Genomic DNA, 21,464 nt, shown 5'->3' on the forward strand with positions numbered 1-21,464 from the left:
ATAAAGGTTAGGGCTTATGTCAACGCAAAAAGCTATGTAACTTTAATTAATATATAAGTAGAGAATCTCTCTATCAAGGTTGTTACCGATTTGAAAAGATGATAACTAGACTGGAATTTTCATTGATTGAGATGACTCCAAAGACAATTTCCTATTGAATTGAAACTGTAATTGGTGCATCTGTACTACATGAGGTTGACTTTCATTATATTGAGGACAAGATATTTTTTAAAATTAATGCTTTACAGCATACTTAAGATGCGCTAAATTAATTATTGTACTTAAACTCTCTATAAAGCAATACTAAAAAACATGATAAGTGAGGATTTTTTCACATGAAAAACTCTCCTTTCTTTTTAAGTTAACACAGGAGGTTGATTATAGATGAATTCAACGACAGAGATTACAAAAGCAAGGGTATACCTAGCCTCTCCATTTTTCAATGATGAGCAGGTTGAGAGAGTAAAAAGAGTTGAGCAGGCATTAGAGGCTAATCCTTTTGTCGAAGCTTATTTTTCTCCTAGAAAGGAGCAACTTGACTCTCTTCCTTTTGGCTCTTCCCAGTGGGCTAATGCCGTTTATCAAAATGATATAAAAAATATTGATTGGGCTACTCATGTTGTTGCTGTAATTGATTATGATGGAGAAACTTTCTTGCATGGTGAAAGGCATGGACACGTTGATTCAGGAACAGCTATGGAGATTGGTTATGCTGTAGCTAGCAGAAAGCCAGTGATCTTAGTCCATGAAAAAGGAGGCATTGTCAATCTGATGCTGTCAGAGAGCTGTCAAGCTTACCTGACTAGTACTGATTATGTTACTGAGTATAACTTTTTAAACATGCCAAAGATTCAATATAAGGGCGGCTATATTTAATAGTCGGCTTTAATGGAGAGTCTGAGCCAATAGAAAAATTGGTTACAAAATACTAAGAGGCTGATACTAACAGTATTGATGCAGAAAGTAGCTGAAATGCTGAATGATATAAAGTGATCTTCAAATCCGTGGGGGTTGTCCTGCATCCCCACGGATTGTTAATACCGTAATGGTATGACCTAAAGGTCTCTTACGAAGTAGGGCATTTAGGTGCTGTTATCTCCCATTAAGACTTGTTGCAGTACAGATTATCCAACTCCTGGAGTGGGAGTCTTACAGCACCTTATATCCGGGATAAATTCAATGTTGCAGTAGGTGGTAAATACTGTCTTATAAGTACTCTGGGGAAGTGGTATTACTGCTTGATGATAGCCTACTGTAACAGTGAAACAGGAAAGAGGCTGGGATAAAAGCAAATACTATATAGCTAAAGCCGAACAATCAATTTATCATTGTTCGGCTTATTTGTATTAAAAAAATTTCTATCACCGCTATGTCAAAATACTTCGCTTTCCACAGGTCTCCTCAGCTTCCTCGGAAAGCAAAAATCGCTTTCCTGCGGGATCTTCAGCTCGCGCTGTTCCCGCAGGAGTCTACATATTTTGACTACGCTAAAATTTGCGTATACACAATAGGCGATTTATTGTTCGTTTTTCTAATCAACTGTTTTAGTTATGTCCCAGCCTCTTTTTGTTATATTTGCTTTCAAACTTTAGCTAGTTTAAAGAGCATTTCTTTGTTAGATTTATTTTTCCTCTCTCAATCCGGTTTATAATATTAGCTGTATCTACTATATAACAATGTCAAATTTGAAATGATTTGCGGCTAAACACCACGACGATGGCATATTGAAGCAGCAACACGACATAATCACGGTCTAACTCTTCCGACATCATATTCTTCTGTTATGCTTAACCTGCGTAAATAAAGGATTTCATCAAGTCTTTTCTCCAATAATTCGGTTGGCAATGCGTCTGGAATTCCCCTTGCAGGTGTAGCCAACAGCATAGCGGGCACCACAGCACATATTATAAAGCATGGTTGTCGTAATTTCGATGTTCGATAGTGTCCCGTCATTCCATGCTGTTCCACATCTAAAACAGCCTCCTAAGATGCAGTAAAAGAAATGGAGACATACCAATTCCCTTTTGTTAAGGTTATTAATTGTTGTTCTCCTTTTTAATAGTTTCAGTTTCATCACCTGGTATCTTCAACAATCTTAACCTGTACGCGTTCATCGCTGTCTCTCCCAATTGATCTAGTAAATTGTAGTTGGCATAAGCCCCAACCACCGCACCAAATCCAGGAACCATTTGCAACAATTTAACCAAGTCTATATAATCACGGTATGCTTGTTGAAAAACATGCCAGTCCATTTCTACCAGCGTTTGCTTTTCCTGTTCCCAATTTTCGATGGTATTCATGGTTTGCCTTCGCGTCTCATCATTCGAAAAAGCAAGCTGGAAGACATGTAATATAAACAATCGCTCTTCGTACTCTTTTGTATCAAAACCATAAATAGCCGCAGCTTCGAATAAAAATTTAACCTTTATAGATAATAGTAATGGAAAATCAGCTAAACCAAGAAGTATTCCCCCTGCACCAGTACCTGCTCCTTCAATGGTAGCTGTCTTCCGATATGTTACTAATTTTTCTTTCACTAGTTCATCCTGCTTATATAAGCTCTTCTCTCGAATCATAGACTGTTTTGTTGTCAGCTGAGACCCTGCTAAAATGGCTTTTACCATATTTTTAATACTATCTGTAATGAAGCGTTGTGCTTTTGCAGGAATCCAACTATTTATTTTCGCTTGTGCTTTTTTAGAGACTTGGTTAAATAAGTTAGGTTTTTGATACATCTTCTTTCTCCACCGTAATAGTTCATGCTGCACCGCTTGTTCATAGGAATCCATTTAACCGCCTCCTTCAAATAAAACAACACTAATATATTGTATATTTCCATGGTTCCTTATTTTATTGTATACTATTTATTATACAATATATTTATTCGATAAAGGGGGAACAGAGATGCCAATACCTGCAAATCATTCCAAACCTGTTCGACAATCAGCAAAAGAAAGCGCATATAATCAAATTCAACAATGGATTATAGATGGTACATTGCAGCCAGGGGAAAAACTGAATGATTCGGAGCTAGCCCAAGCATTGGGAATTAGCAGAACTCCAGTTAGAGAGTCGTTACAATTATTGGAAACAGAAGGATTTGTGCAAATGTTTCCTGGCAAAGCGACACAGGTAACCGAAGTGGAAAAAGAATCCATGAAAGATCTGCTACCACCTTTAGCAGCTTTACAAGCCTTATCTGCTGAATTAGCGATTGAAAATTTAACCAGTGACGTCCTGACATTACTCGAGAAAACAAACGACAGATTTGCAAAAGCGATTCATTCTGAAAATTACTATGCAGCATTAAAAATTGATGAAGAATTCCATCAAATCATTGTCGATACTGCAAACAACCCTTATATTCATCGAATCGTTGCACATTTGCAAGCGCATGTTAGACGATTATTTTTTCATAATTCCATTATCTTAACAGAAAAATCCATTGAAGAACACGCACAAATTATTGAGCTAATGAAGGAAGGGGAAACAGTCACATTATCACATGTCATGAAAGAAAACTGGTTGCGAACAATTGATGAAATTGAATCTTTGCAATAACTATGGACGTGAAACTCGACATAACTTATCTATACCTGACAAAGGCGTAGTCAACTGTAGACCCCCAGCTTTAACGCAACAATAGAAAAACTTGGCTCACGCCAACCCCTCAGGTGCAAATAGCCATTTAATGTACTTTGATTCGAACTTCAGGAATTTGACCACCACGTTTTTTATCACCCCTTATGCAGGTAACTATTTTATTCAACCCCAATATGCAAGCTTGAAGAAGCACTAAAAAGGATCCGCTCGCGCTTTTCAAGCAGATCCTTTTTTTGGCGTATCTCATTTAAGAAGCATGTACTGTAGAAGCTTTTTGTAGTCGCAATACAGTTACTGAAATAATCAAGACGATCAATGCTGGAATTAGCCATCCGAGCCCTTGATTATAAAGTGGCAACACCGATTCATAAAAAGAAATAATTGGCTTTAACCATGGAAAATATGCTATTCCTAATGAATCACATAACGATTTCAACCCATCAACCAAACTAATGCATAACGTCACTAAAGTTACAGAAATATAAACTGCTCTCCCGTGATTAAATAATGGTGACAAAAATGCCAGTAACATTAATACGATCGCAAGTGGATACAACAGCATTAAAACTGGAATGGAATACGTAATAATGTTCGTTAATCCGAAGTTCGCAATCGTAAACGTAACAATTGTAAACAGGAAAACAAATTTCCGATAGCTTACCTTTGGATACAAAGAATGAAAGTATTCCGAGCAAGCTGTCGTTAAACCGATACTCGTCGTTAAACAAGCTAACGTAATAACGATGGCCAATAATACCATTCCAAATGTTCCAAAATAATGCGTTGCAGCACTGCTTAAGACGGGACCTCCCGTTTCAAAAATACCATAAACACCGGTACTTGTTGCCCCTAAGTAAGCAATCCCGATATAAATAGCAGCAAGTAAAGCAATCGCTACAGATCCGGCTTTAGCTGTTGTTCGTATAATTTCTGTTTTTGACGTAACACCAAAGGAGCGTATAGCCTTAATAACAATAATCCCAAACACTAGTGATGCGAGCGCGTCCATCGTGTTATATCCTTCTAAGAATCCCTTTAAAAACGGTCCATTCAAATAGTTTCCCTGAGGTACTTGAGGATTTCCCATTGGATTGACAAAGACCATCGTTAACAAAATGAGAAGGAGAATAACAATTCCTGGTGCTAACAGTTTACCAACATAGTCGACAATTTTTGCCGGGTAAAGTGAAAACAGCATGGTTATCACAAAGAATAAAAAGGAAAATACAAATAGTCCGATTTGTAAGAATTCTTCAGTCATAAAAGAAGAAAATCCGACATCAAAGGCGACAGTTGCTGTCCGCGGTGCTGCAAAAAACGGTCCAATGGTTAAATACAATAAAGATGTAAACAGAACACCATAAACCGGATGAACTCTGCCAGCTAAATCTTGCAAGCTTTCACTTCCAGAGAAACTCATAGCTAAGATACCTAATAAAGGAAGCCCCACACCTGTAATTAAGAAGCCGATTACCGCTTGCCAGACATTTTCCCCAGCAAGTTGACCTAGTTGTGCAGGAAAAATTAAATTACCCGCTCCGAAAAATAGTGCAAATAACATAACGCCTATTGCTAGATAGGTAGAAAAAGATAATTTTTTATTATTCATATATGATGTTCGCTCCCGATGTTAGAATAGTAAAGATATTAAAATAGTGCAAAAGGATATGCAATATATCGCTGATGACATACATCATACTATTTTTTCGACAAACATGCAATATATTACTTAAATTATTTCAACATTTCGACATAAAATAATATAATTGTCACACTTTAGTAATTATTCACTTCACTTATTGGGATTTTTCATTATCCTCTGTTGGTAAAAAGTAAGGAGACGTGTAGTTTCTCCAAACCAGTAGAATACTTTGACACTGTTGGAAGTAACATTCTATTTTTGCTATAATTTAATATATGAAGTTCAACGAACGGGGGCTCTTTTATGAACAGCAAACATATCATTAAGATTATAACTGTAATTACTGTAGCAATTATCGCTTTCCTATCGATTTACTCTATTGAAAATCGCAGTTTAACTGTTTGGATGATTGTTATAACTGGAGGAATTCTTTCCTTTGTCGGAAGGAAAATGGAAACAAATACGGAATGAGGCTGGGGACAACTAAATGGTCAGCTTCAATGGCGAATGATTGCATCATATATGTACATTTAAATAGAAAAAATCCGAACTAATTCAAATTCTAAAGTTCGGATCCTTCTTAGACTACTATACTTTTGTCCTAGCCATTTTTCATACGTATCAAATCCATTATGTTACTCAGTACGGCAGTCCCGAAGCAATCATTGCTCATTACCTCCACCATTGGTCAGTTGCTGTTCGGCAAATTCACGATATAAAGCATGCTGCTCAAGTAACTCTTCATGTTTTCCTATGCCTGTTACTTTACCATTTTCAATAAAAATAATTTTATCTGCGTGCACAATAGTTGCTAATCGATGCGCGATGACAAAGGTTGTTCTTCCATGCATTAATTTTGTTAAGGCTTGTTGTACTATTTTTTCTGATTGACTGTCTAAGCTTGCAGTCGCCTCATCCATCATCAAAATTCGCGGATCTCTTAAAAAAGCTCGAGCAATATTAATCCGCTGTCGTTGCCCACCAGATAATTTAATCCCTCTTTCTCCTACTTTCGTATCTAATTGATCAGGAAATTCAGCAATAAACTCAGCAGCATACGCCATTTTTGCAACCGCCCATAGCTGATCATCTGAAATATCATCAACCTCCGCTAATCCGTAGGTCAAATTTTCACGAATGGTCCCTGCCATCATTGCACTCTCTTGAGAAACATAGCCTATTTGCCTGCGCCAATCTTTAAGTGAAATTGCTTGAATCGATTGATCACCAATTAAAATATCTCCGGACGTAGGTTGATAAAACCTTTCCAACAAACCAAATAAAGTCGTTTTCCCCCCGCCACTAGGTCCAGCAAAGGCAATCATTTCACCTGGTTTAGCGGTAAACGATATGTCTTCTAATACCTGTTCGTTCTCCTCATAAGCAAAGGAAACATGCTGCACATAAATTGGCTGCTCTGAAATTTGCTTACGAATACCCTTCTGTCCAGCTTCTTCAGGCAAATGCAGGATAGAAATAATTCTTTCTGTTGCTCCTTTTGCTTTTTGCAATTGGGTAAAAAACATAGCAAACGACGTAATCGGCATGACAATTTGAAAAAGATAGAGCAGAAATGCGACTAATGAACCTGTTGACATCGTTCCATTCGCTACGCGAATCCCCCCGTAACCGATAATTACCACGACTACCGCCATAACGATGAAATACATAATTGGACCGATTAAAGCGAAGATTTTTGATTCTTTTAAGCCAAGTGCAAGAAGCTTTCCTACCCCTTTCGTGCCTTTTTTAGCTTCATATGATTCTGCAGTTGAAGCTTTCATGAGTCGAATTTCACTTAATGTTTGTTGAATGCCACCTGTAAAAGTTGCCGTTTCATCCTGCAAACTACGCGAAATGGAAGCCATTTTCCTCCCAAGTGGAACCATTAAGATGATAGTTACAGGCACGGAAATAAGCATCATGAGCGTCATTTTCCAATCCATAATCAGCAATATCGTTACGGCGCCGATAATAGAAATAATCCCACTGATAAATTGTGGAAAATGCTGTGAAATAAGGTCTTTTACAATCCCAGTATCGTTGACAACACGACTGACTGATTCGCCACTACTCGTCTGATCAAAATAGCTAACTGGCAAACGAATAAGCTTTAACCACATTCGCTCACGTAGCCGCGCAACGATTTTTTGCCCAACTGAAGCTAATAAGTATGTAGAGACACCATCAATTAGGGCTTGCAAAATAAATACAATGCCGATCACAGCTACTAGCGTCCAGCTTAAAGAGGCTATTGAAAAGCCATCAACGAGTTCTCTCGTCAGCAATGGGATGCTCAGACCAACGATAGTTGTAATAACACTTCCTACCAGCCCAATAATAAGCGCCCACTTCGGTATATTGGTCGATCGAATTAATGATATAAAAGGTTTAAAACTGTGTTTATTATTTTCCATAAAATAACACTACCTCCAACTTAGTTGCCTCTTTCTATTCATTATAAAGGAAAAGAAAAATGGTGGATATAAACTGCACTTATTATCGGCTTATTTACCTGTGACCTACTGTACAAGTACATTTTTGAATACGAGGAAACCAATTAATTGTATGCTTTTAAGCTATCCCATTGATAGTATATCCTATGACTTAACGTCATAAGCAATAGTAATTTTTCTTACGTATGCATTAAAAAATTGTAAGCTGTTTTATGATTAGTTCGGCAGCTAATATACTCTTGTTTTTCACGGAATATGTGAATAATTGGCTCCAAGCTTTGTTTGGTTTGTAATAGCAAGTCCCAATGTCAACTACAGTGGAAAAAAAAGATAAGGCACGACCTTTATGGTTTGGCGCACGACTCCCTTACTTGGACGAGCACCTTTTATACTTTGATGCACAACTTCCTTACTTCGACGCGCGAACTTAAAACGAAGGTAGCTTTCAATATTACATCGTCTTCTCCCTGAAAATTTTACTAAGACCACTGAAAAATTTAGATTTACAGTGGCCTCTATCCAAAAGGGGGTTGCTTATGCATTACTACCCTTCCATATCACGATTTCTATACCCGATAAATCCAATCCATGTAAAGCCGACAGCAATCGCAGTTAGAATCAAAGCTACGTCCCAGTTCATGTCTTCAATTGGTAATTGTGGTATGTGCCCGTATGGAGACAGTTTTATCATCCATTCTGGAAATCGGATTAGATTTCCTAAATAGACAACGATAAATGAATAGATCAAATAACCCCAAATCCAATTTGTAAATTTACCAGAAACTCCGATCAATGTGATCGTAATCCCAAGCATGACCCATACTGCAGGTACATATACAAGTGCTGCTTTATACACGACAGTAAACTCCAGTCCACCTTCTATAACTGCTGTTCCAGCACTCCATAAACCAATTGCAGTAAGAGATAGCATAACGAAAGCTACGATAAATGCAATAACTAGCGTACTCCCTAACAACCTGTGACGAGATACAGCACGACTAAAAAAATGCTCAATACGATGTTTTTTCTCCTCACCAACAACCTTTAACATTGCCATTAATACAGGAATCGTACTGAACATTGCCATAATACTCATAAGCATAGCAATAAATTGTTCGGTTAACGTATATCCTGCAACAGGCGTTAACATATCTTGCATGATATCCACATCAGCAAAAAAAGATTCTAAATCACCTAGTACCGATCCATAGGATGCGCCAAGAACAAGCAAACCGATTGCCCATGCGATGATTGTCGTGCGCTGGATGCGAAAAAGTAAACCTACAGGTGTAGTTAAAAATTTGGATGCCCGCTTTTTACCAGGTCTTGACGTCAGAAAGCCAGCCCCCATATCCCTCATATGATTTAAGTAGAAAGCAAGCAGCCAAATCAGGAGTGATACCAAAAAAGTTAACAGCATCGGCCACCAATAATTCGTTACATACACTTCTCCACCTAAAATCCAACCTAAAGGAGAAAACCAAGACAGTGCTTCATTGCTAACATCGCCCATAGCACGAATCATGTAGGCAATACCTAAAGCTAAAAATGCTAATCCGTTAGCCCCTCGCGAACTTTCAGATAATTGAGCAAATACTGCTGTCACAGCAGCAAAAAAATATCCAATTGCACCAAGCGAAGCTCCATATAATAGCGAACCTTCTAAATCCATACTCTCAATACCAAGCGCAAACAGTCCTATACCTGTGAGTAAGGCTAGTAGTAGATTCGTAAAAAAAGCTAGGTTCATTACAGCCATAAGATTAGATAAGCGACCTGTAGGCAACGATCTCATTAGCTCCATTCGTCCGTCCTCTTCTTCTGCTCGTGTATGGCGCGTCACTAATAATATACTCATAATAGCTACGACGATTGCTGTAAATAAAAGCATTTGGTGAGCCATCATTGCCCCAAATGTATAATCATTTAATCCATATCCTTTTCCAACCATCGCCGTCAAAGCTGGATTGTGCATGGTCTCGGCAATTGCCTGTCTCTCCGCCTTGTTATCATATAAATCCGTAAAAGATACAGCAATAACCAACGTTATAGCAACAACAAATACGATCCAAACTGACATTCGTAATCGATTTTGTCTAGCAAGAAAGCGCAACAGCCTTCCCGTGTTTTTAAATAATAAACCAGTCATGTTGTCACTCCTTTCATTGCCCTTCATAATGGCGCATAAACAAGTCTTCTAAAGTAGGCGGAGCGCTTTCCAACTTGACAACTCCAAACGTGCTTACATAGCGAATAATTTGATCCAAATTTTCTGTATCCACCTGGAATGAGACTTCCGCTCCGTCCCTTTTTATCTCATGGACTCCTTTTTGCTCATCTAGCTTGCTGATCGGTTCTTTCGTTTCCACTACTAAATTCGTCCTCGTTAAGTGGCGCATATCACGGAGAGAACCTGTTTCTATTATTTCACCCTGCCTAATAATCCCAACTCGATCACATAGCTTCTCCACTTCAGATAATATATGGCTCGATAATAGGACACTTTTTCCTGCTTCTTTCGCTTCCATTACACAAGTTTGAAATACTTTCTCCATTAACGGATCAAGTCCAGATGTGGGTTCATCTAATATATATAAGTCTGCCTCTAAGGAAAACGCAGCAATTAAAGCAACTTTCTGCCGATTTCCCTTTGAATAGGTACGGCATTTCTTCGTAGGATCTAATTCAAAACGCTGTATAAGCTCCTCTTTGCGATGATTGTTGATACCGCCACGTAATTGAATAAACAAATCAATTACTTCACCGCCAGTTAAATTCGGCCAAAGATGAACATCCCCTGGCACATAAGCTGTTCGCTGATGGATTGCAACCGCATCCTGCCAGGCATCCTTTCCAAAAATCCGTACATCCCCACTAGTCGCTTTTAAAATCCCTAAAAGAACGCGAATTGTCGTTGATTTTCCAGCCCCATTTGGTCCGATAAAGCCAAATACCTCTCCTTCATTTACCTCGATACTTACTTGATTTAATGCTGTAAATTTCCCAAACCGCTTTGTTAAGTCTTTCGTTTGTAATACGGTCATTTTTCATCCTCCTCTTTAAAGGCTCCCACAGTAATACAACTATTTAATTATGAAATATTTTAATCTATATATTTCATATTATATAATTTACCATCTTTACGCAATATGATTTGAAATATTTTAATTGTTTTACTACATATTTTTTATTAAACTAGGGTTGAGGTGAAATACATTGGATGGTTTTCAAAGAAGACGTGAAATGAAAAAGACGCAAATTTTACAAGCAGCACTGGATCTATTTATGGATTATGGCGTACAAAAAGTATCCATGAAAGAAATTGCTACCGAAGCAAATGTTTCTCAAGTTACCATTTATAATTATTTTGTTAGCAAAGACAACCTTATCGATGAAGTTATTAAATATTATATTGACCGCGAGCTAGCAAATTTTGAACAGTTAATAAATAGTAATCAAACCTTCCCCGAGAAAATTAAAGCGATTATTTTTATTAAGAGCGAAACAGCAAAACAAATAAACGAAAACTTTTACCAAACACTTATGGAAAAATACACCAGTAAAGCTAGCTATATTCAGGAAGTATACGCTAAAAAAGCAGTTCCGATGATGATGGGTTTCTTTGAAGAAGGAAAAAAACTAGGCTATATTGATCCCCAAATATCCAACGAAGCAATATTTATGTATTTGCAAATTTTTCAGGAGGCATTTCAACGAGAAGAAATATATCAGCATATTTTTCCTATCACAGAAGACTTTACCAAGCTTGTATTTTATGGCATTGCTGGCGATAGTGGAAAAGCAGAAGAGCAATAACCAAGTATGTGGGTTGCTCTCCTGCTTTTTATGTGAAATTTTCAGCGCGTGTATGAGTATTACGCTTACAAAGGTTGTGAGTGGTACTGTACGACTTTCTCGCTTCGATGAGCCATTTTTTCAGTTTGGCGAACGCCCCGCCCGTTTCGATCAGTGACTTATCAGGCTTTAGCCACTTTCCAGCTTGAACATGAATAGTACGTGAACATGTACAAATCCTAAACGACGATGACCATCTTCTATAAATCCCCATTCTTATGTTCAATCCTTCCAGCGATGAAGCGTAAATTCCCTCACTTATCATTACTTTGCGACGAACCGATAGGACTTATCGTAGGGGCATTTCTAAAGTTGCATCGTTGCTGGGCTCATGAGCCGGACGTGACTAGTCGGTTATTTCGCTACCCACAAGCACCTCATTTTATACTTCCCATCTTTTAAAATAAACCGAACGATTGATGCTCCTTATTTTTTTCATTATACTTAGAACATATGAAGGGAGATTACAAAATGGAGCAACAAATAAAGTTAGATCCTCAAGTTTTGTCTATTTTGCAAGATAAAATACAACGGATTGACACTGAATATGATTCCATATATTTAGTTGGTCCCATTCAGCTACCTGTTAACTTAGGCGGGAAAACAACCTTGTTCCACTGGTATTGTTGGTGGAACTATGAAGAAGTTACAGAAGATTATGAAGCAATTATTGCAAAGTTGTCTTCCGCAAACTTAGCAGAATATCAGCAATCCAGTGTTTTAGTTTATGGCGATTTTGCCACTGCAGATCATGCCCTTGTAAGGATGCACTCCATTTGTCATACAGGTGATATTTTTGGCAGCAAGCGATGCGATTGCGGTTTTCAATTGCGAGAAGCAATGGAACGCATTAAAGAGAACGGCTCAGGCGCTCTATTTTATTTAGCGAATCACGAAGGTAGAGGGATTGGGTTATTTAGTAAGGCAATGGCCTACATCCTTCAAGAAAATGGTTATGATACTGTCGAAGCAAATGAAAGGTTAGGTTTCGTAAACGATTCTAGAAATTATCAGAACGCACTTCATGTACTAAAGAAATTACGCCAGAAACCTGTAACAGTCATTACCAACAATCCGGAAAAACTAGTCGCTTTTAAAGATGCTGGAATTTCTATAAATGGACGAACTCCTTTATGGGGAGACGTTTCCGAATACAACCGTAAATACTTGCAAACGAAAGTAACCAAATCTGGACATTTCCAGCCAGAAGGAGCTTTATTACAATGACTACACATGATTTTTATATGAACATAGCTTTAAATCATGCTCGTGCAATGAAAGGACAAACTGATCCAAATCCATTAGTCGGGTGTGTCATTGTTAATCATAACCGTATTGTCGGAATTGGTACACATTTGCAAGCCGGAGAACCGCATGCAGAGATTCACGCATTACGAATAGCAGGGGAACAAGCTCGTGGAGGAACTTTATACGTCACATTAGAGCCTTGCTCCCATTACGGTAGAACAGGTCCTTGTGCAGAAGCGATCGTTCATGCCGGTATTGAAAAAGTAGTAATCGCCACGTTAGATCCGAATCCAATCGTTTCTGGTAACGGTGTTGCAATTCTAAAAAATGCCGGCATTGATGTAGAAGTAGGTATTTGTGAAGAAAAGGCGCGTAAAATGAATGAGGTGTTTCATACATTTATTGTACATCAAAGACCATTTATTACATTAAAAACAGGAATTACGATGGATGGGAAAGTAGCTACACATACCGCTCACAGTAAATGGATTACATCTAAAGAAGCAAGGAGAGACGTTCATCAATTACGTCATCAACATATGGGGATTTTAACGGGAATTAATACGGTTTTAAAGGACAATCCGGCACTTACGGCACGTATTCCAAATGGACGCAATCCGCTTCGTATCGTGATGGATTCAACATTAAAAATTCCCCTTCATTATCAGCTGATTCAAGATCAGCAAGCAGAGACTTGGATTTTCACAACGACGAATCATGATGAAGAAAAACGAACAGCGTTAGAAGCATTGGGGATAAGGATTATCGTAACAGCCAACTCACATATGGTAAACCCTCAAAAAGTAGTAGCATATTTAGGGGAGCAAGGGATTTCTTCACTACTCTTGGAAGCAGGAGGAGCAGTAAACGCTGCTTTCCTAGAGCAGCAACTTATTGATAAGCTGATCTTATACATGGCTCCAAAGCTCATCGGTGGAAAAGAAGCCCCTACATTTTTAGAGGGTACTGGAGCAAAAACAATGGAAGAAGCAATTGAACTTACGGACATTACGATTGAAACTATCGGGAAAGATATCAAATGGACAGGGTATCCTATGTATAAACATTCATCTCTTGAACAATAGCCATCATTACAGCAGCAGGCAGAGAAGAAATACTCGTCGCTCTTTCCTACTATAGTGTGCCAGGGTCCAAATGAAGATCTCCCTGGCATAATATCCATATCTGGGTTCTCGGAATCAAAGTAAAAGATAAAACATCGCTTTTTCAATCCATTATCACCTTTTAGCCTATATATAACAACAAGCGATATAATGGATACCAATAAAAGCATTGCTTTATTTATGAAATGAAATTAAATGAACTTAACGTAAACGTTAGAAAAACTCCATTCTACTTCCCATCAAAAACGAGTAATAAAAAATAAACCGATGAATAATCTTGGAATTACAGCTATAATAGATGTTGGATTGCTCTACTTTAATAGAACGGTGTAAAGTCATATCCGTTTTCATCATGACCTATTTCTAGTTGTAGCACTATCCGCTACATGAGAGCACCGTTATTTTCCAATTTTTACTATTATCTCGCATTTATCTTTCGATTTCTGTCTATAAAAGGAGAATACGCTTTGACTACTAAATCAGCGCCTTTTCTCACAAGAAAAAGGCATTTTTTTATTATCATCGTTTTATTTTTAATTATATTGTCAAGTTCACGAATTTTATGGATGACATCTTTTCAATCACAAGAGCAACCACCTTTTAAAAATGGACAAATAGATTTGCGAGATTGGAGCGTGAACGATGATGAAGTTCTCTTATTAGATGGCGAATGGGATTTTTACCCATCAGCACTATTAACAGGGGCAAACTCCCCACAAACAACCAAATCTCCAGAATCTATTGAAGTTCCTGGTGAATGGAACAAAATCTTACATTCTCCATACGGCTTTGGTTCGTATCGGTTACAAATTCTAGTCGACCCTGACCAAGAAGTAAATTACAGTATACGGATATTAAGTATACGCAGTGCGTCCAGTGTATATGTCAATGGGCGCCTTTTGGACGGATCTGGGCAGGTAGCAAAAAATAAAGAAGCATACAGTCCAAAAAACTTGCCTTACTCCACCACTTTTACAGCTGACAAAAACGGGGTCATTGACATTTGGATACAAGCAGCAAATTTTGTGGATAGTCGTAGTAGTGGGATTGTTCGCTCGGTCAAATTCGGTTCAGAAAATGCCATTATTAAAGACATAAGATTTTCCTATACAATGCAAGTTGCAACTACCATTGTGTTTCTTGTCCATGCACTCTATGCTCTCTTATTGTATTTTCTTGGTAATAGAGAAAAGAAGTTACTATTCTTTTCGATTCTGTTGTTTAGTGCAGTGGGAGGAAGCCTATTAAGCAATGACGAAAAGCTATTCCACCAATTAGTTTATATGGGTCATAAATGGGATTTTCGCTTGGCAAACTTCTTATTACTAATTGCATTTTTTGCTTTGCTACAATGTACAAATCACCAAACGCTTCGGTATTGGAAGCGAATTTATCCTGTGTACTTCATGATCGTGTTGGGTACTGCTGGAATAACATTATTTTTAAACGTAACGCAAATCATCATGATCTTTCCAGTCTATTTCCTATTAGTTGGAACATCCACCATCGTCTCCATCATTGCGATTTGGAAGCAATTTATGAAATATCCAAGAGTAAATTTGTTACTACTCTTTTCTCTCACGGCGTTAATTCACCATTTTACATGGGCCATCACTTGGAGAGAAAGCGGCGTCTCGGTGCCACATTATCCGTTTGATTTGTTTATTGCCATAGGGTGTTTTGCTGCGGTGTGGTTTAAAGATTATTTTAACATGCATGCGGATACGAAAGAGCTTGCCTCCACGTTACAGCGAATGAATAACCATAAGGATCAATTTTTAGCTAACACATCTCATGAATTTAAAAATCCGTTGCACGGTATCTTGAATATGTCACAAGCAGTCTTAGAAAGGGAGCAAGCTTCACTACAACAAAGAAGTGTGCGGGAATTGGAAACTATTTTATCTGTTGGACGCAGGATGAGCTTCATACTAAATGATTTATTAGATGTAACGAGTCTCCAGCAAGGAAGCCCTCGTTTGCAGAAAAAATCTATTGCGATTGGTTCTATTATTACAGGAGTCATTGACATGCTAAAATTCACTGTAGAAGGAAAACCAATTACGATCGTCAATCAAATACCGAATGAATTTCCACCAGTATTTGCTGATGAAAACCGCGTCATTCAAATTGTCTTTAATTTACTTCATAATGCTGTAAAATATACAAATGAAGGGCAAGTTACGATAGACGCTTTCGTCCAAAATAATCAAGCGTTTATCACAATCAGTGATACAGGGATTGGCATGGACAAAGATATGCTTCATCGACTGTTTCAACCATATGAGCAAGCAAATGCGAAAGAAACAATGATAGAAGGCGGGTTTGGCTTAGGACTTAGCATAAGTAAACAATTAGCAGAATTGCACGGCGGTACATTAGAAGTGGCTTCTACTCAAGGTGAAGGATCGACATTTACTTTTTCCTTAGAATTAGCAAATAAAAATGAGATAACTTCCCATTTATACGATCAGCCTCTACATGAAGAACCCATTCAGCGGAACCGATCGATAACCTTAACCGATACCGAACAAACGGAAACGTCACTACAAGACGAACATGGCATCAAAGTTAACAAAACTGCTAAACGACCCAACATATTAATTGTAGATGATGATCCGGTTAATTTGGAAGTCATGAAAACAATCCTTCGTCCCGAGGAATATAATATTACGACGGTAACGAGTGGACATAACGCACTTACTATTTTGAACAAAAAAGAATGGGACTTAGTTATTTCCGATGTGATGATGCCACAGATGTCCGGGTATGAACTCACGGAGACGATCCGAAAACAATTTTCCTTAACAGAACTGCCTATTTTATTACTTACAGCGAGAAGTGAGAGCTATGATATTCGTAGCGGTTTTTTAGCTGGAGCAAATGACTATGTAACAAAGCCAGTTGAAGCGATGGAGATCAGGTCAAGAATTGAGGCCTTAACTACCATCAAACAAGCGGTTCAGGAGCAATTGCAATTAGAAACTGCTTGGTTACAGGCACAAATTCAGCCACATTTTTTATTTAATACATTAAATGCAATTGCGAGCTTAAGTGTCATCGACCTAGAAAAAATGCAGGAGTTACTGAATGAATTTAGTTATTTTCTAAGAAATAAGTTTAAATTTAAAAACATGAATGAATTAATTCCTCTGGAAGAAGAATTGAATATGGTCCGTTCTTATCTCTATATCGAACAAGTAAGATTTACAGATCGCCTGCAGGTTGTATGGGAAATAGATACAGAGATATGTGATGAACTGAAAGTCCCGTTTCTTTCTATCCAACCTTTAGTTGAAAATTCTATTCGACATGGTATTATGAATCGGGTTCAAGGTGGTAAAATCATTATTCGTGTTGAGGACTATGCAACGCATGCAGAAATATCTGTAGAAGACGATGGCGTTGGAATAGATGAAGAAACTTTACAGCACATATTGTCAAAACAATCCGCAAGCAAGTCAGGAGTTGGGATCGTCAATACAGACTTACGTTTAAAACGCTTCTTCAACGAGGGATTGCATATCGATAGTACAGTCGGAAAAGGAACAAAGATATCGTTTATGATAATGAAAAAAGTGCACCATGAACCTGAGGACAGTAATGCATGATAAAGTGAATCTTCCATCAGTGGGGGATTTCATTCGTCCCTCACTGATTGTAAGATGAACGAATCGGGCATTTAGGTGCTGCTATCCCCCACTTAGACTTGTGCAGTACACAAATTATCCAACTCCTGAGGTGGGAGTCTTACAGCAACCTTATATACGGGATAAAAAGTAATTATGAACGAAAAGAGGCTCCTTAATCGTAACTTCGTAGGTTAACTAGTCCATACACAAATCAGTACTACATTACGAAAGGAGCAATTAATATAACGTTACACAAAAAATATGCAGGCTTATCTATTATTTTCAAAAGCTCATAGAGAGCAGCCAGGATATTTTAATGGATCGCAAATTTATCTCAGTTGATTCGTTCCATTCGCTACGTTGCTAAACGGGCACCCCGACCTTTGTTCTATTTATAACAAATTATTTTCCAGCTTCTTCATTTCATAAAAGTAACCTTGTTTTTCCATCAATGCTGCAAATGTACCAGTTTCTACGATTTTGCCCTCGTCCATTACAATAATTTGATCCATTTTTTCCAATCCTGCCAGACGGTGACTAATTAGCACAAGCGTATCATCTGCTGCTTGCCTAAATACGTGTTCATAAACAATTTGTTCTGTAACGGCATCTAGAGAGGATGTAGGCTCATCTAAGAGCCAAAGCTTGCCGCCTTTTAACATCGCCCGAGCCATAGCAAGGCGCTGCTTTTCCCCGCCGGACAGATTTTCTCCTCGTTCGTATACCCTATCATCCAAATGAAAATGCTCCAATTGAACTTTTCTAAGCGTAACCTGTAATTCTGCGTCTGCAACTGTATCATTTGCCAATAATAAGTTGTCACGAATGGTTCCATAAAAGAAATGGTTTTCTTGTAAGACAACATTCGCTGCTTTCCAAATGCTTTCCTGTTGCACGCTTGCCATTTCAGTTCCACTTATTGTTATCTTTCCCTGATTCGGTGTGATTAACTGTAGCATAAGCTGCATTAACGTTGACTTTCCAGATCCACTTGCGCCAACAAAAGCTGTTTTTGACCCTGAAGGCAAATGCACATGTACATCTTCTACAGCTGGACGTTCTTCAGTCGCAAAAGTGAATGTAACATCTTCCATCTGAATCTCTGGTGCTTCATCTATCACTAAAACTTCCTTATGAACAGGTGTCTCTTTTTGATCAATAATCGAAAATAACCGCTTTGCTGCACGACGACTATCGTTAAAATGGATGGGAAACACAGCCATTGCCGGCGCTTCTTCGAAAACAGTCAAGGTAATCATAATCAGCATGGCGAGAAAAATTCCATCTAACTCTCCTCTTCCAATCAGATAAGCACCTGCAGCTAATACTGCTACCATTACGAGCAGTGAAATGAATTGATTTAACGACTGATTGAACAACGTCGTCCTCTCTTCTTTATCTTGCTCTTTGATGTAAGACTCGGAAGCTTGAAGCAACTTTTGCTCTTTATCATCCAACTGTTGATAAATTTTCAAATCACGGAAGCCATACAAAAGCTCTGTGACTTCCGTTGAAAGACTTGCTCTTTTTATACGGACTTCACTATCAATTGCCCGTTGATGAACAGCAAAAATGGCCGGGATCACAATCGCAGTCAGTAAGAATCCAATCAGCAAAATGACTGCTATTTGGAAAGAATAAAAGGTCGTAAAAAAGATCGTACTCATAAATACAAGTGCCAATACTACTGGTGGATACACGACACGTAAAAAGAAATTTTGCAAACTTTCCACATCACCAACAATACGAGCCAGTAAATCCCCACTGCGATACTTATGAAAGATTCCTGGCGCTAACGGTTCTAGCTTTTCGTAAAAAGCCATCCGTAATTGACTAAGCATGGTAAATGTGCCACGATGGGACACATATCTTTCTCCATACCGACTAAATGCCCGAACAAAACTTAATAACTTTACAGATGCAATGACAAGCATCAGTGTGTAAAAAGGTGGTGCAAATGCTGCTTTGGAAATCAAATATCCACTAGCAGAAAACAAGAGTACTGCAGCCATTCCCGCAATAAATCCGAATACGATAGAGAGTACGATATCTTTTTTTTCCTTCATCATCATTCGCATTACAAAGGTTAGCTCTTTCATTACCGCTGCCCTCCTCGCTGTACCATTACCATCTTACGGTATCCTTCTACACGTTGAATCAGCTGTTCATGTGTTCCTTCAGCAACCAGACGGCCTTGATCAAGGTATAAAATACGATCAGCATCTTTTATCGTGTGCAGACGATGCGCAACAGTTATAATGGTCGCTCCTTTAGCTAGCTTTTCGATCGAAGCCTGAAGAATGCGTTCTGTTTTTAAATCAAGCCCTGTCGTCGGCTCATCAAACAAGATGATCGCTGGCTGTTTTAAAAATGCTCTCGCCAAAGCTAAACGTTGCTTCTCTCCTCCCGATAGCCCTCGTCCACCTTCTCCAACATACGTATCATACCCATTCTCTAACTCACCAACCATGGCAGCAAGGTCTGCTTGCTCTGCCGCATGTTCTATTGCTTCTCTTGTTGTTTCTTGCTTATTTCCAATGGCAATATTATCGGCGATACTACCTGCAAATATATACGGATGTTGCGAAATATAGCCTAATTGAGAAAACCAATCTGCTTCCTGATAGGCAGTTAAAGGCTTTCCGTCAACTAGAATACTCCCTTCATCTGGCATCATAATACCTGCAATGAGATGCAAAAGCGTGGATTTACCTGACCCTGTTTTCCCAACAATGGCGTTTTTCGTTCTGGGAGCGAAAGTAGTATGGATAGGGTGTAACATAAAATCATCTTCACCATATTGAAATGAGACACCTTGTAATTCCAGCTTTACAGGTTCCTCTTTTTTAGAAAGCGGTGTTTCTCCCCATGTAACAGCAGATGCCTCATCCAGGGCTAATTCTTCCTCCACTTTTTTTGCTGCTCCCATACTGCTTTTGCCATTATGAAATGCCGTTCCTAGCTCCCGTAGTGACGTAAAATATTCGGGAGCTAATACAAGCACTAAAAAAGCTGAAAAAAAGGAAATTCCATCAAAAACAATCAATTGTAATGCAACTTCCAAAGCAACCAAACCGATTGCCAGCATGGAAATGAGTTCAAGCATAAACGATGACGTAAAAGCTACTTTTAATATTTCCATTGTCGCATCTCGAAAACGCAAACTACTCGTTTGGATCACGTGTTTCTGCTGCTTCGCCTTGCCAAACAATTTTAATGTGACAAGACCCTGTAGTGTATCAAGAAATCGCCCGGAAAAAGCGGCTAGCTCTTCCATTTGCTCTTCCGATTTTTTCTTCGTTTGCATACCAATAATCACCATAAATAAAGGGATAAATGGCGAAGTAATCAGCATAATCAAACCGGAATTAACATGCTCTAAAAAAACGACAATCAAGATAATCACAGGAATAACGGACGAGCGAATAACTTGTGGAATATAGCTGCTAAAATAGCTATCTACTTCATCAATCGCATCCATCATGACACTTACCTTTTGACCCGCTTGACCTTTCAGTGAAGCTTGCACCGGGTTGTTAGAAAAATGAGCAACCAGCCTCTGTCGAAAATGGCTCTTTGCTTCTGACCCTAGATGGATTCCAATTTTTCCACTAATAAAAGGAATAAAGCTCCTGGCAAATAAAACGAACAATAATCCCCCTAATAATGGAAGAATTTCCTGAAAACTGCTCTTTTGTAAAAACACACCATCAATGACGGTGACAAGCAAATAAGCCTGTGCCACTATCGAACTTCCCATTAACAATGACAGCACTAGTAAATATATGGTGCTTTTTTTATTTGCATAAAGATAATTCTTTATATGATTCATGCAGATGCTCCTCACCCTATGAGCTCAATTACAATTATATACACAAAATATTTTTTGGAGGTACTACAACTT

General features: G+C 38.4%; 15 protein-coding genes. 7 read left to right on the plus strand and 8 right to left on the minus strand.

Features of this window, described 5'->3' with window-relative positions:
* Nucleotides 1–384: 384 nt before the first annotated feature.
* Nucleotides 385–876, plus strand: coding sequence for a nucleoside 2-deoxyribosyltransferase (locus KBP50_RS16280; protein ID WP_050351494.1), 492 nt, complete (start codon nt 385–387; stop codon nt 874–876).
* An 870-nt stretch (nt 877–1,746) separates the two neighbouring features.
* Here the strand turns inward: KBP50_RS16280 and KBP50_RS16285 are convergent.
* Together KBP50_RS16285 and KBP50_RS16290 are read right to left on the minus strand one after the other, a co-directional pair.
* Nucleotides 1,747–1,968: a hypothetical protein gene (locus tag KBP50_RS16285; RefSeq protein ID WP_050351495.1), complete on the minus strand. Its 222-nt coding sequence runs from the start codon at nt 1,966–1,968 to the stop codon at nt 1,747–1,749.
* 68 nt (nt 1,969–2,036) lie between these two features.
* A complete protein-coding gene (locus tag KBP50_RS16290; RefSeq protein ID WP_050351496.1) occupies nt 2,037–2,789 on the minus strand; it encodes an EcsC family protein in 753 nt (250 codons plus the stop codon).
* A gap of 115 nt (nt 2,790–2,904) precedes the next feature.
* Here KBP50_RS16290 and KBP50_RS16295 point away from each other — a divergent pair, with 115 nt between their 5' ends.
* Nucleotides 2,905–3,561 carry a GntR family transcriptional regulator gene (locus tag KBP50_RS16295; protein ID WP_050351497.1) on the plus strand — a complete coding sequence of 219 codons (657 nt, stop codon included), beginning with the start codon at nt 2,905–2,907 and terminating at the stop codon, nt 3,559–3,561.
* A gap of 289 nt (nt 3,562–3,850) precedes the next feature.
* Here KBP50_RS16295 and brnQ read toward each other — a convergent pair whose 3' ends face one another.
* A complete protein-coding gene (gene brnQ, locus KBP50_RS16300) occupies nt 3,851–5,212 on the minus strand; it encodes a branched-chain amino acid transport system II carrier protein (protein WP_050351498.1) in 1,362 nt (453 codons plus the stop codon).
* 336 nt (nt 5,213–5,548) lie between these two features.
* Between brnQ and KBP50_RS16305 the strand changes: the two genes are divergently transcribed.
* Nucleotides 5,549–5,716 carry a hypothetical protein gene (locus KBP50_RS16305; protein WP_156875340.1) on the plus strand — a complete coding sequence of 56 codons (168 nt, stop codon included), beginning with the start codon at nt 5,549–5,551 and terminating at the stop codon, nt 5,714–5,716.
* Nucleotides 5,717–5,907: 191 nt separating this feature from the next.
* Here KBP50_RS16305 and KBP50_RS16310 read toward each other — a convergent pair whose 3' ends face one another.
* From KBP50_RS16310 to KBP50_RS16320, 3 genes are all read right to left on the minus strand, one after another.
* Entirely contained in the window at nt 5,908–7,662 is a 1,755-nt protein-coding gene (locus tag KBP50_RS16310; protein WP_050351499.1) for an ABC transporter ATP-binding protein, read from the minus strand.
* A 583-nt stretch (nt 7,663–8,245) separates the two neighbouring features.
* Complete coding sequence (locus KBP50_RS16315) at nt 8,246–9,850, minus strand: ABC transporter permease (protein ID WP_050351500.1); 1,605 nt, start codon at nt 9,848–9,850, stop codon at nt 8,246–8,248.
* Between the two features lie 13 nt (nt 9,851–9,863).
* Complete coding sequence (locus tag KBP50_RS16320) at nt 9,864–10,745, minus strand: ABC transporter ATP-binding protein (RefSeq protein WP_050351501.1); 882 nt, start codon at nt 10,743–10,745, stop codon at nt 9,864–9,866.
* A 199-nt stretch (nt 10,746–10,944) separates the two neighbouring features.
* On the opposite strand from KBP50_RS16320, the gene KBP50_RS16325 reads away from it, so the two are divergent.
* From KBP50_RS16325 to KBP50_RS16340, 4 genes are all read left to right on the plus strand, one after another.
* Nucleotides 10,945–11,517 carry a TetR/AcrR family transcriptional regulator gene (locus tag KBP50_RS16325; RefSeq protein ID WP_232231168.1) on the plus strand — a complete coding sequence of 191 codons (573 nt, stop codon included), beginning with the start codon at nt 10,945–10,947 and terminating at the stop codon, nt 11,515–11,517.
* A gap of 510 nt (nt 11,518–12,027) precedes the next feature.
* Complete coding sequence (locus KBP50_RS16330; RefSeq protein ID WP_050351503.1) at nt 12,028–12,783, plus strand: GTP cyclohydrolase II; 756 nt, start codon at nt 12,028–12,030, stop codon at nt 12,781–12,783.
* Nucleotides 12,780–13,889, plus strand: a complete 1,110-nt coding sequence (gene ribD / locus KBP50_RS16335) for a bifunctional diaminohydroxyphosphoribosylaminopyrimidine deaminase/5-amino-6-(5-phosphoribosylamino)uracil reductase RibD (RefSeq protein WP_050351504.1) — start codon at nt 12,780–12,782, stop codon at nt 13,887–13,889. The genes KBP50_RS16330 and ribD overlap by 4 nt, the downstream gene beginning before the upstream one ends.
* A gap of 506 nt (nt 13,890–14,395) precedes the next feature.
* A complete protein-coding gene (locus KBP50_RS16340; protein ID WP_050351505.1) occupies nt 14,396–17,539 on the plus strand; it encodes an ATP-binding response regulator in 3,144 nt (1,047 codons plus the stop codon).
* A 413-nt stretch (nt 17,540–17,952) separates the two neighbouring features.
* Here the strand turns inward: KBP50_RS16340 and cydC are convergent, their stop codons facing one another.
* Together cydC and cydD are read right to left on the minus strand one after the other, a co-directional pair.
* Entirely contained in the window at nt 17,953–19,659 is a 1,707-nt protein-coding gene (cydC, locus tag KBP50_RS16345) for a thiol reductant ABC exporter subunit CydC (RefSeq protein WP_050351506.1), read from the minus strand.
* On the minus strand, nt 19,659–21,392 hold the full coding sequence (gene cydD, locus KBP50_RS16350; RefSeq protein WP_050351507.1) for a thiol reductant ABC exporter subunit CydD: 1,734 nt from the start codon (nt 21,390–21,392) through the stop codon (nt 19,659–19,661). Before cydD ends, cydC begins: the two co-directional genes overlap by 1 nt.
* Nucleotides 21,393–21,464: the final 72 nt, after the last annotated feature.

The organism is Virgibacillus pantothenticus (assembly GCF_018075365.1).
In the GTDB taxonomy this organism is placed as follows: Bacteria; Bacillota; Bacilli; order Bacillales; family Amphibacillaceae; genus Virgibacillus; species Virgibacillus pantothenticus.

Excerpts from the sequence above, each read along its gene's own strand:
- KBP50_RS16310 (WP_050351499.1), bottom strand. The coding sequence starts at position 7,662 with ATGGAAAATAATAAACACAGTTTTAAACCTTTTATATCATTAATTCGA.
- KBP50_RS16290 (WP_050351496.1), bottom strand. The coding sequence starts at position 2,789 with ATGGATTCCTATGAACAAGCGGTGCAGCATGAACTATTACGGTGGAGA.
- KBP50_RS16295 (WP_050351497.1), top strand. The coding sequence starts at position 2,905 with ATGCCAATACCTGCAAATCATTCCAAACCTGTTCGACAATCAGCAAAA.
- cydD (WP_050351507.1), bottom strand. The coding sequence starts at position 21,392 with ATGAATCATATAAAGAATTATCTTTATGCAAATAAAAAAAGCACCATA.
- KBP50_RS16320 (WP_050351501.1), bottom strand. The coding sequence starts at position 10,745 with ATGACCGTATTACAAACGAAAGACTTAACAAAGCGGTTTGGGAAATTT.
- KBP50_RS16305 (WP_156875340.1), top strand. The coding sequence starts at position 5,549 with ATGAACAGCAAACATATCATTAAGATTATAACTGTAATTACTGTAGCA.
- KBP50_RS16280 (WP_050351494.1), top strand. The coding sequence starts at position 385 with ATGAATTCAACGACAGAGATTACAAAAGCAAGGGTATACCTAGCCTCT.
- KBP50_RS16315 (WP_050351500.1), bottom strand. The coding sequence starts at position 9,850 with ATGACTGGTTTATTATTTAAAAACACGGGAAGGCTGTTGCGCTTTCTT.
- ribD (WP_050351504.1), top strand. The coding sequence starts at position 12,780 with ATGACTACACATGATTTTTATATGAACATAGCTTTAAATCATGCTCGT.
- cydC (WP_050351506.1), bottom strand. The coding sequence starts at position 19,659 with ATGAAAGAGCTAACCTTTGTAATGCGAATGATGATGAAGGAAAAAAAA.
- KBP50_RS16330 (WP_050351503.1), top strand. The coding sequence starts at position 12,028 with ATGGAGCAACAAATAAAGTTAGATCCTCAAGTTTTGTCTATTTTGCAA.
- brnQ (WP_050351498.1), bottom strand. The coding sequence starts at position 5,212 with ATGAATAATAAAAAATTATCTTTTTCTACCTATCTAGCAATAGGCGTT.
- KBP50_RS16325 (WP_232231168.1), top strand. The coding sequence starts at position 10,945 with ATGAAAAAGACGCAAATTTTACAAGCAGCACTGGATCTATTTATGGAT.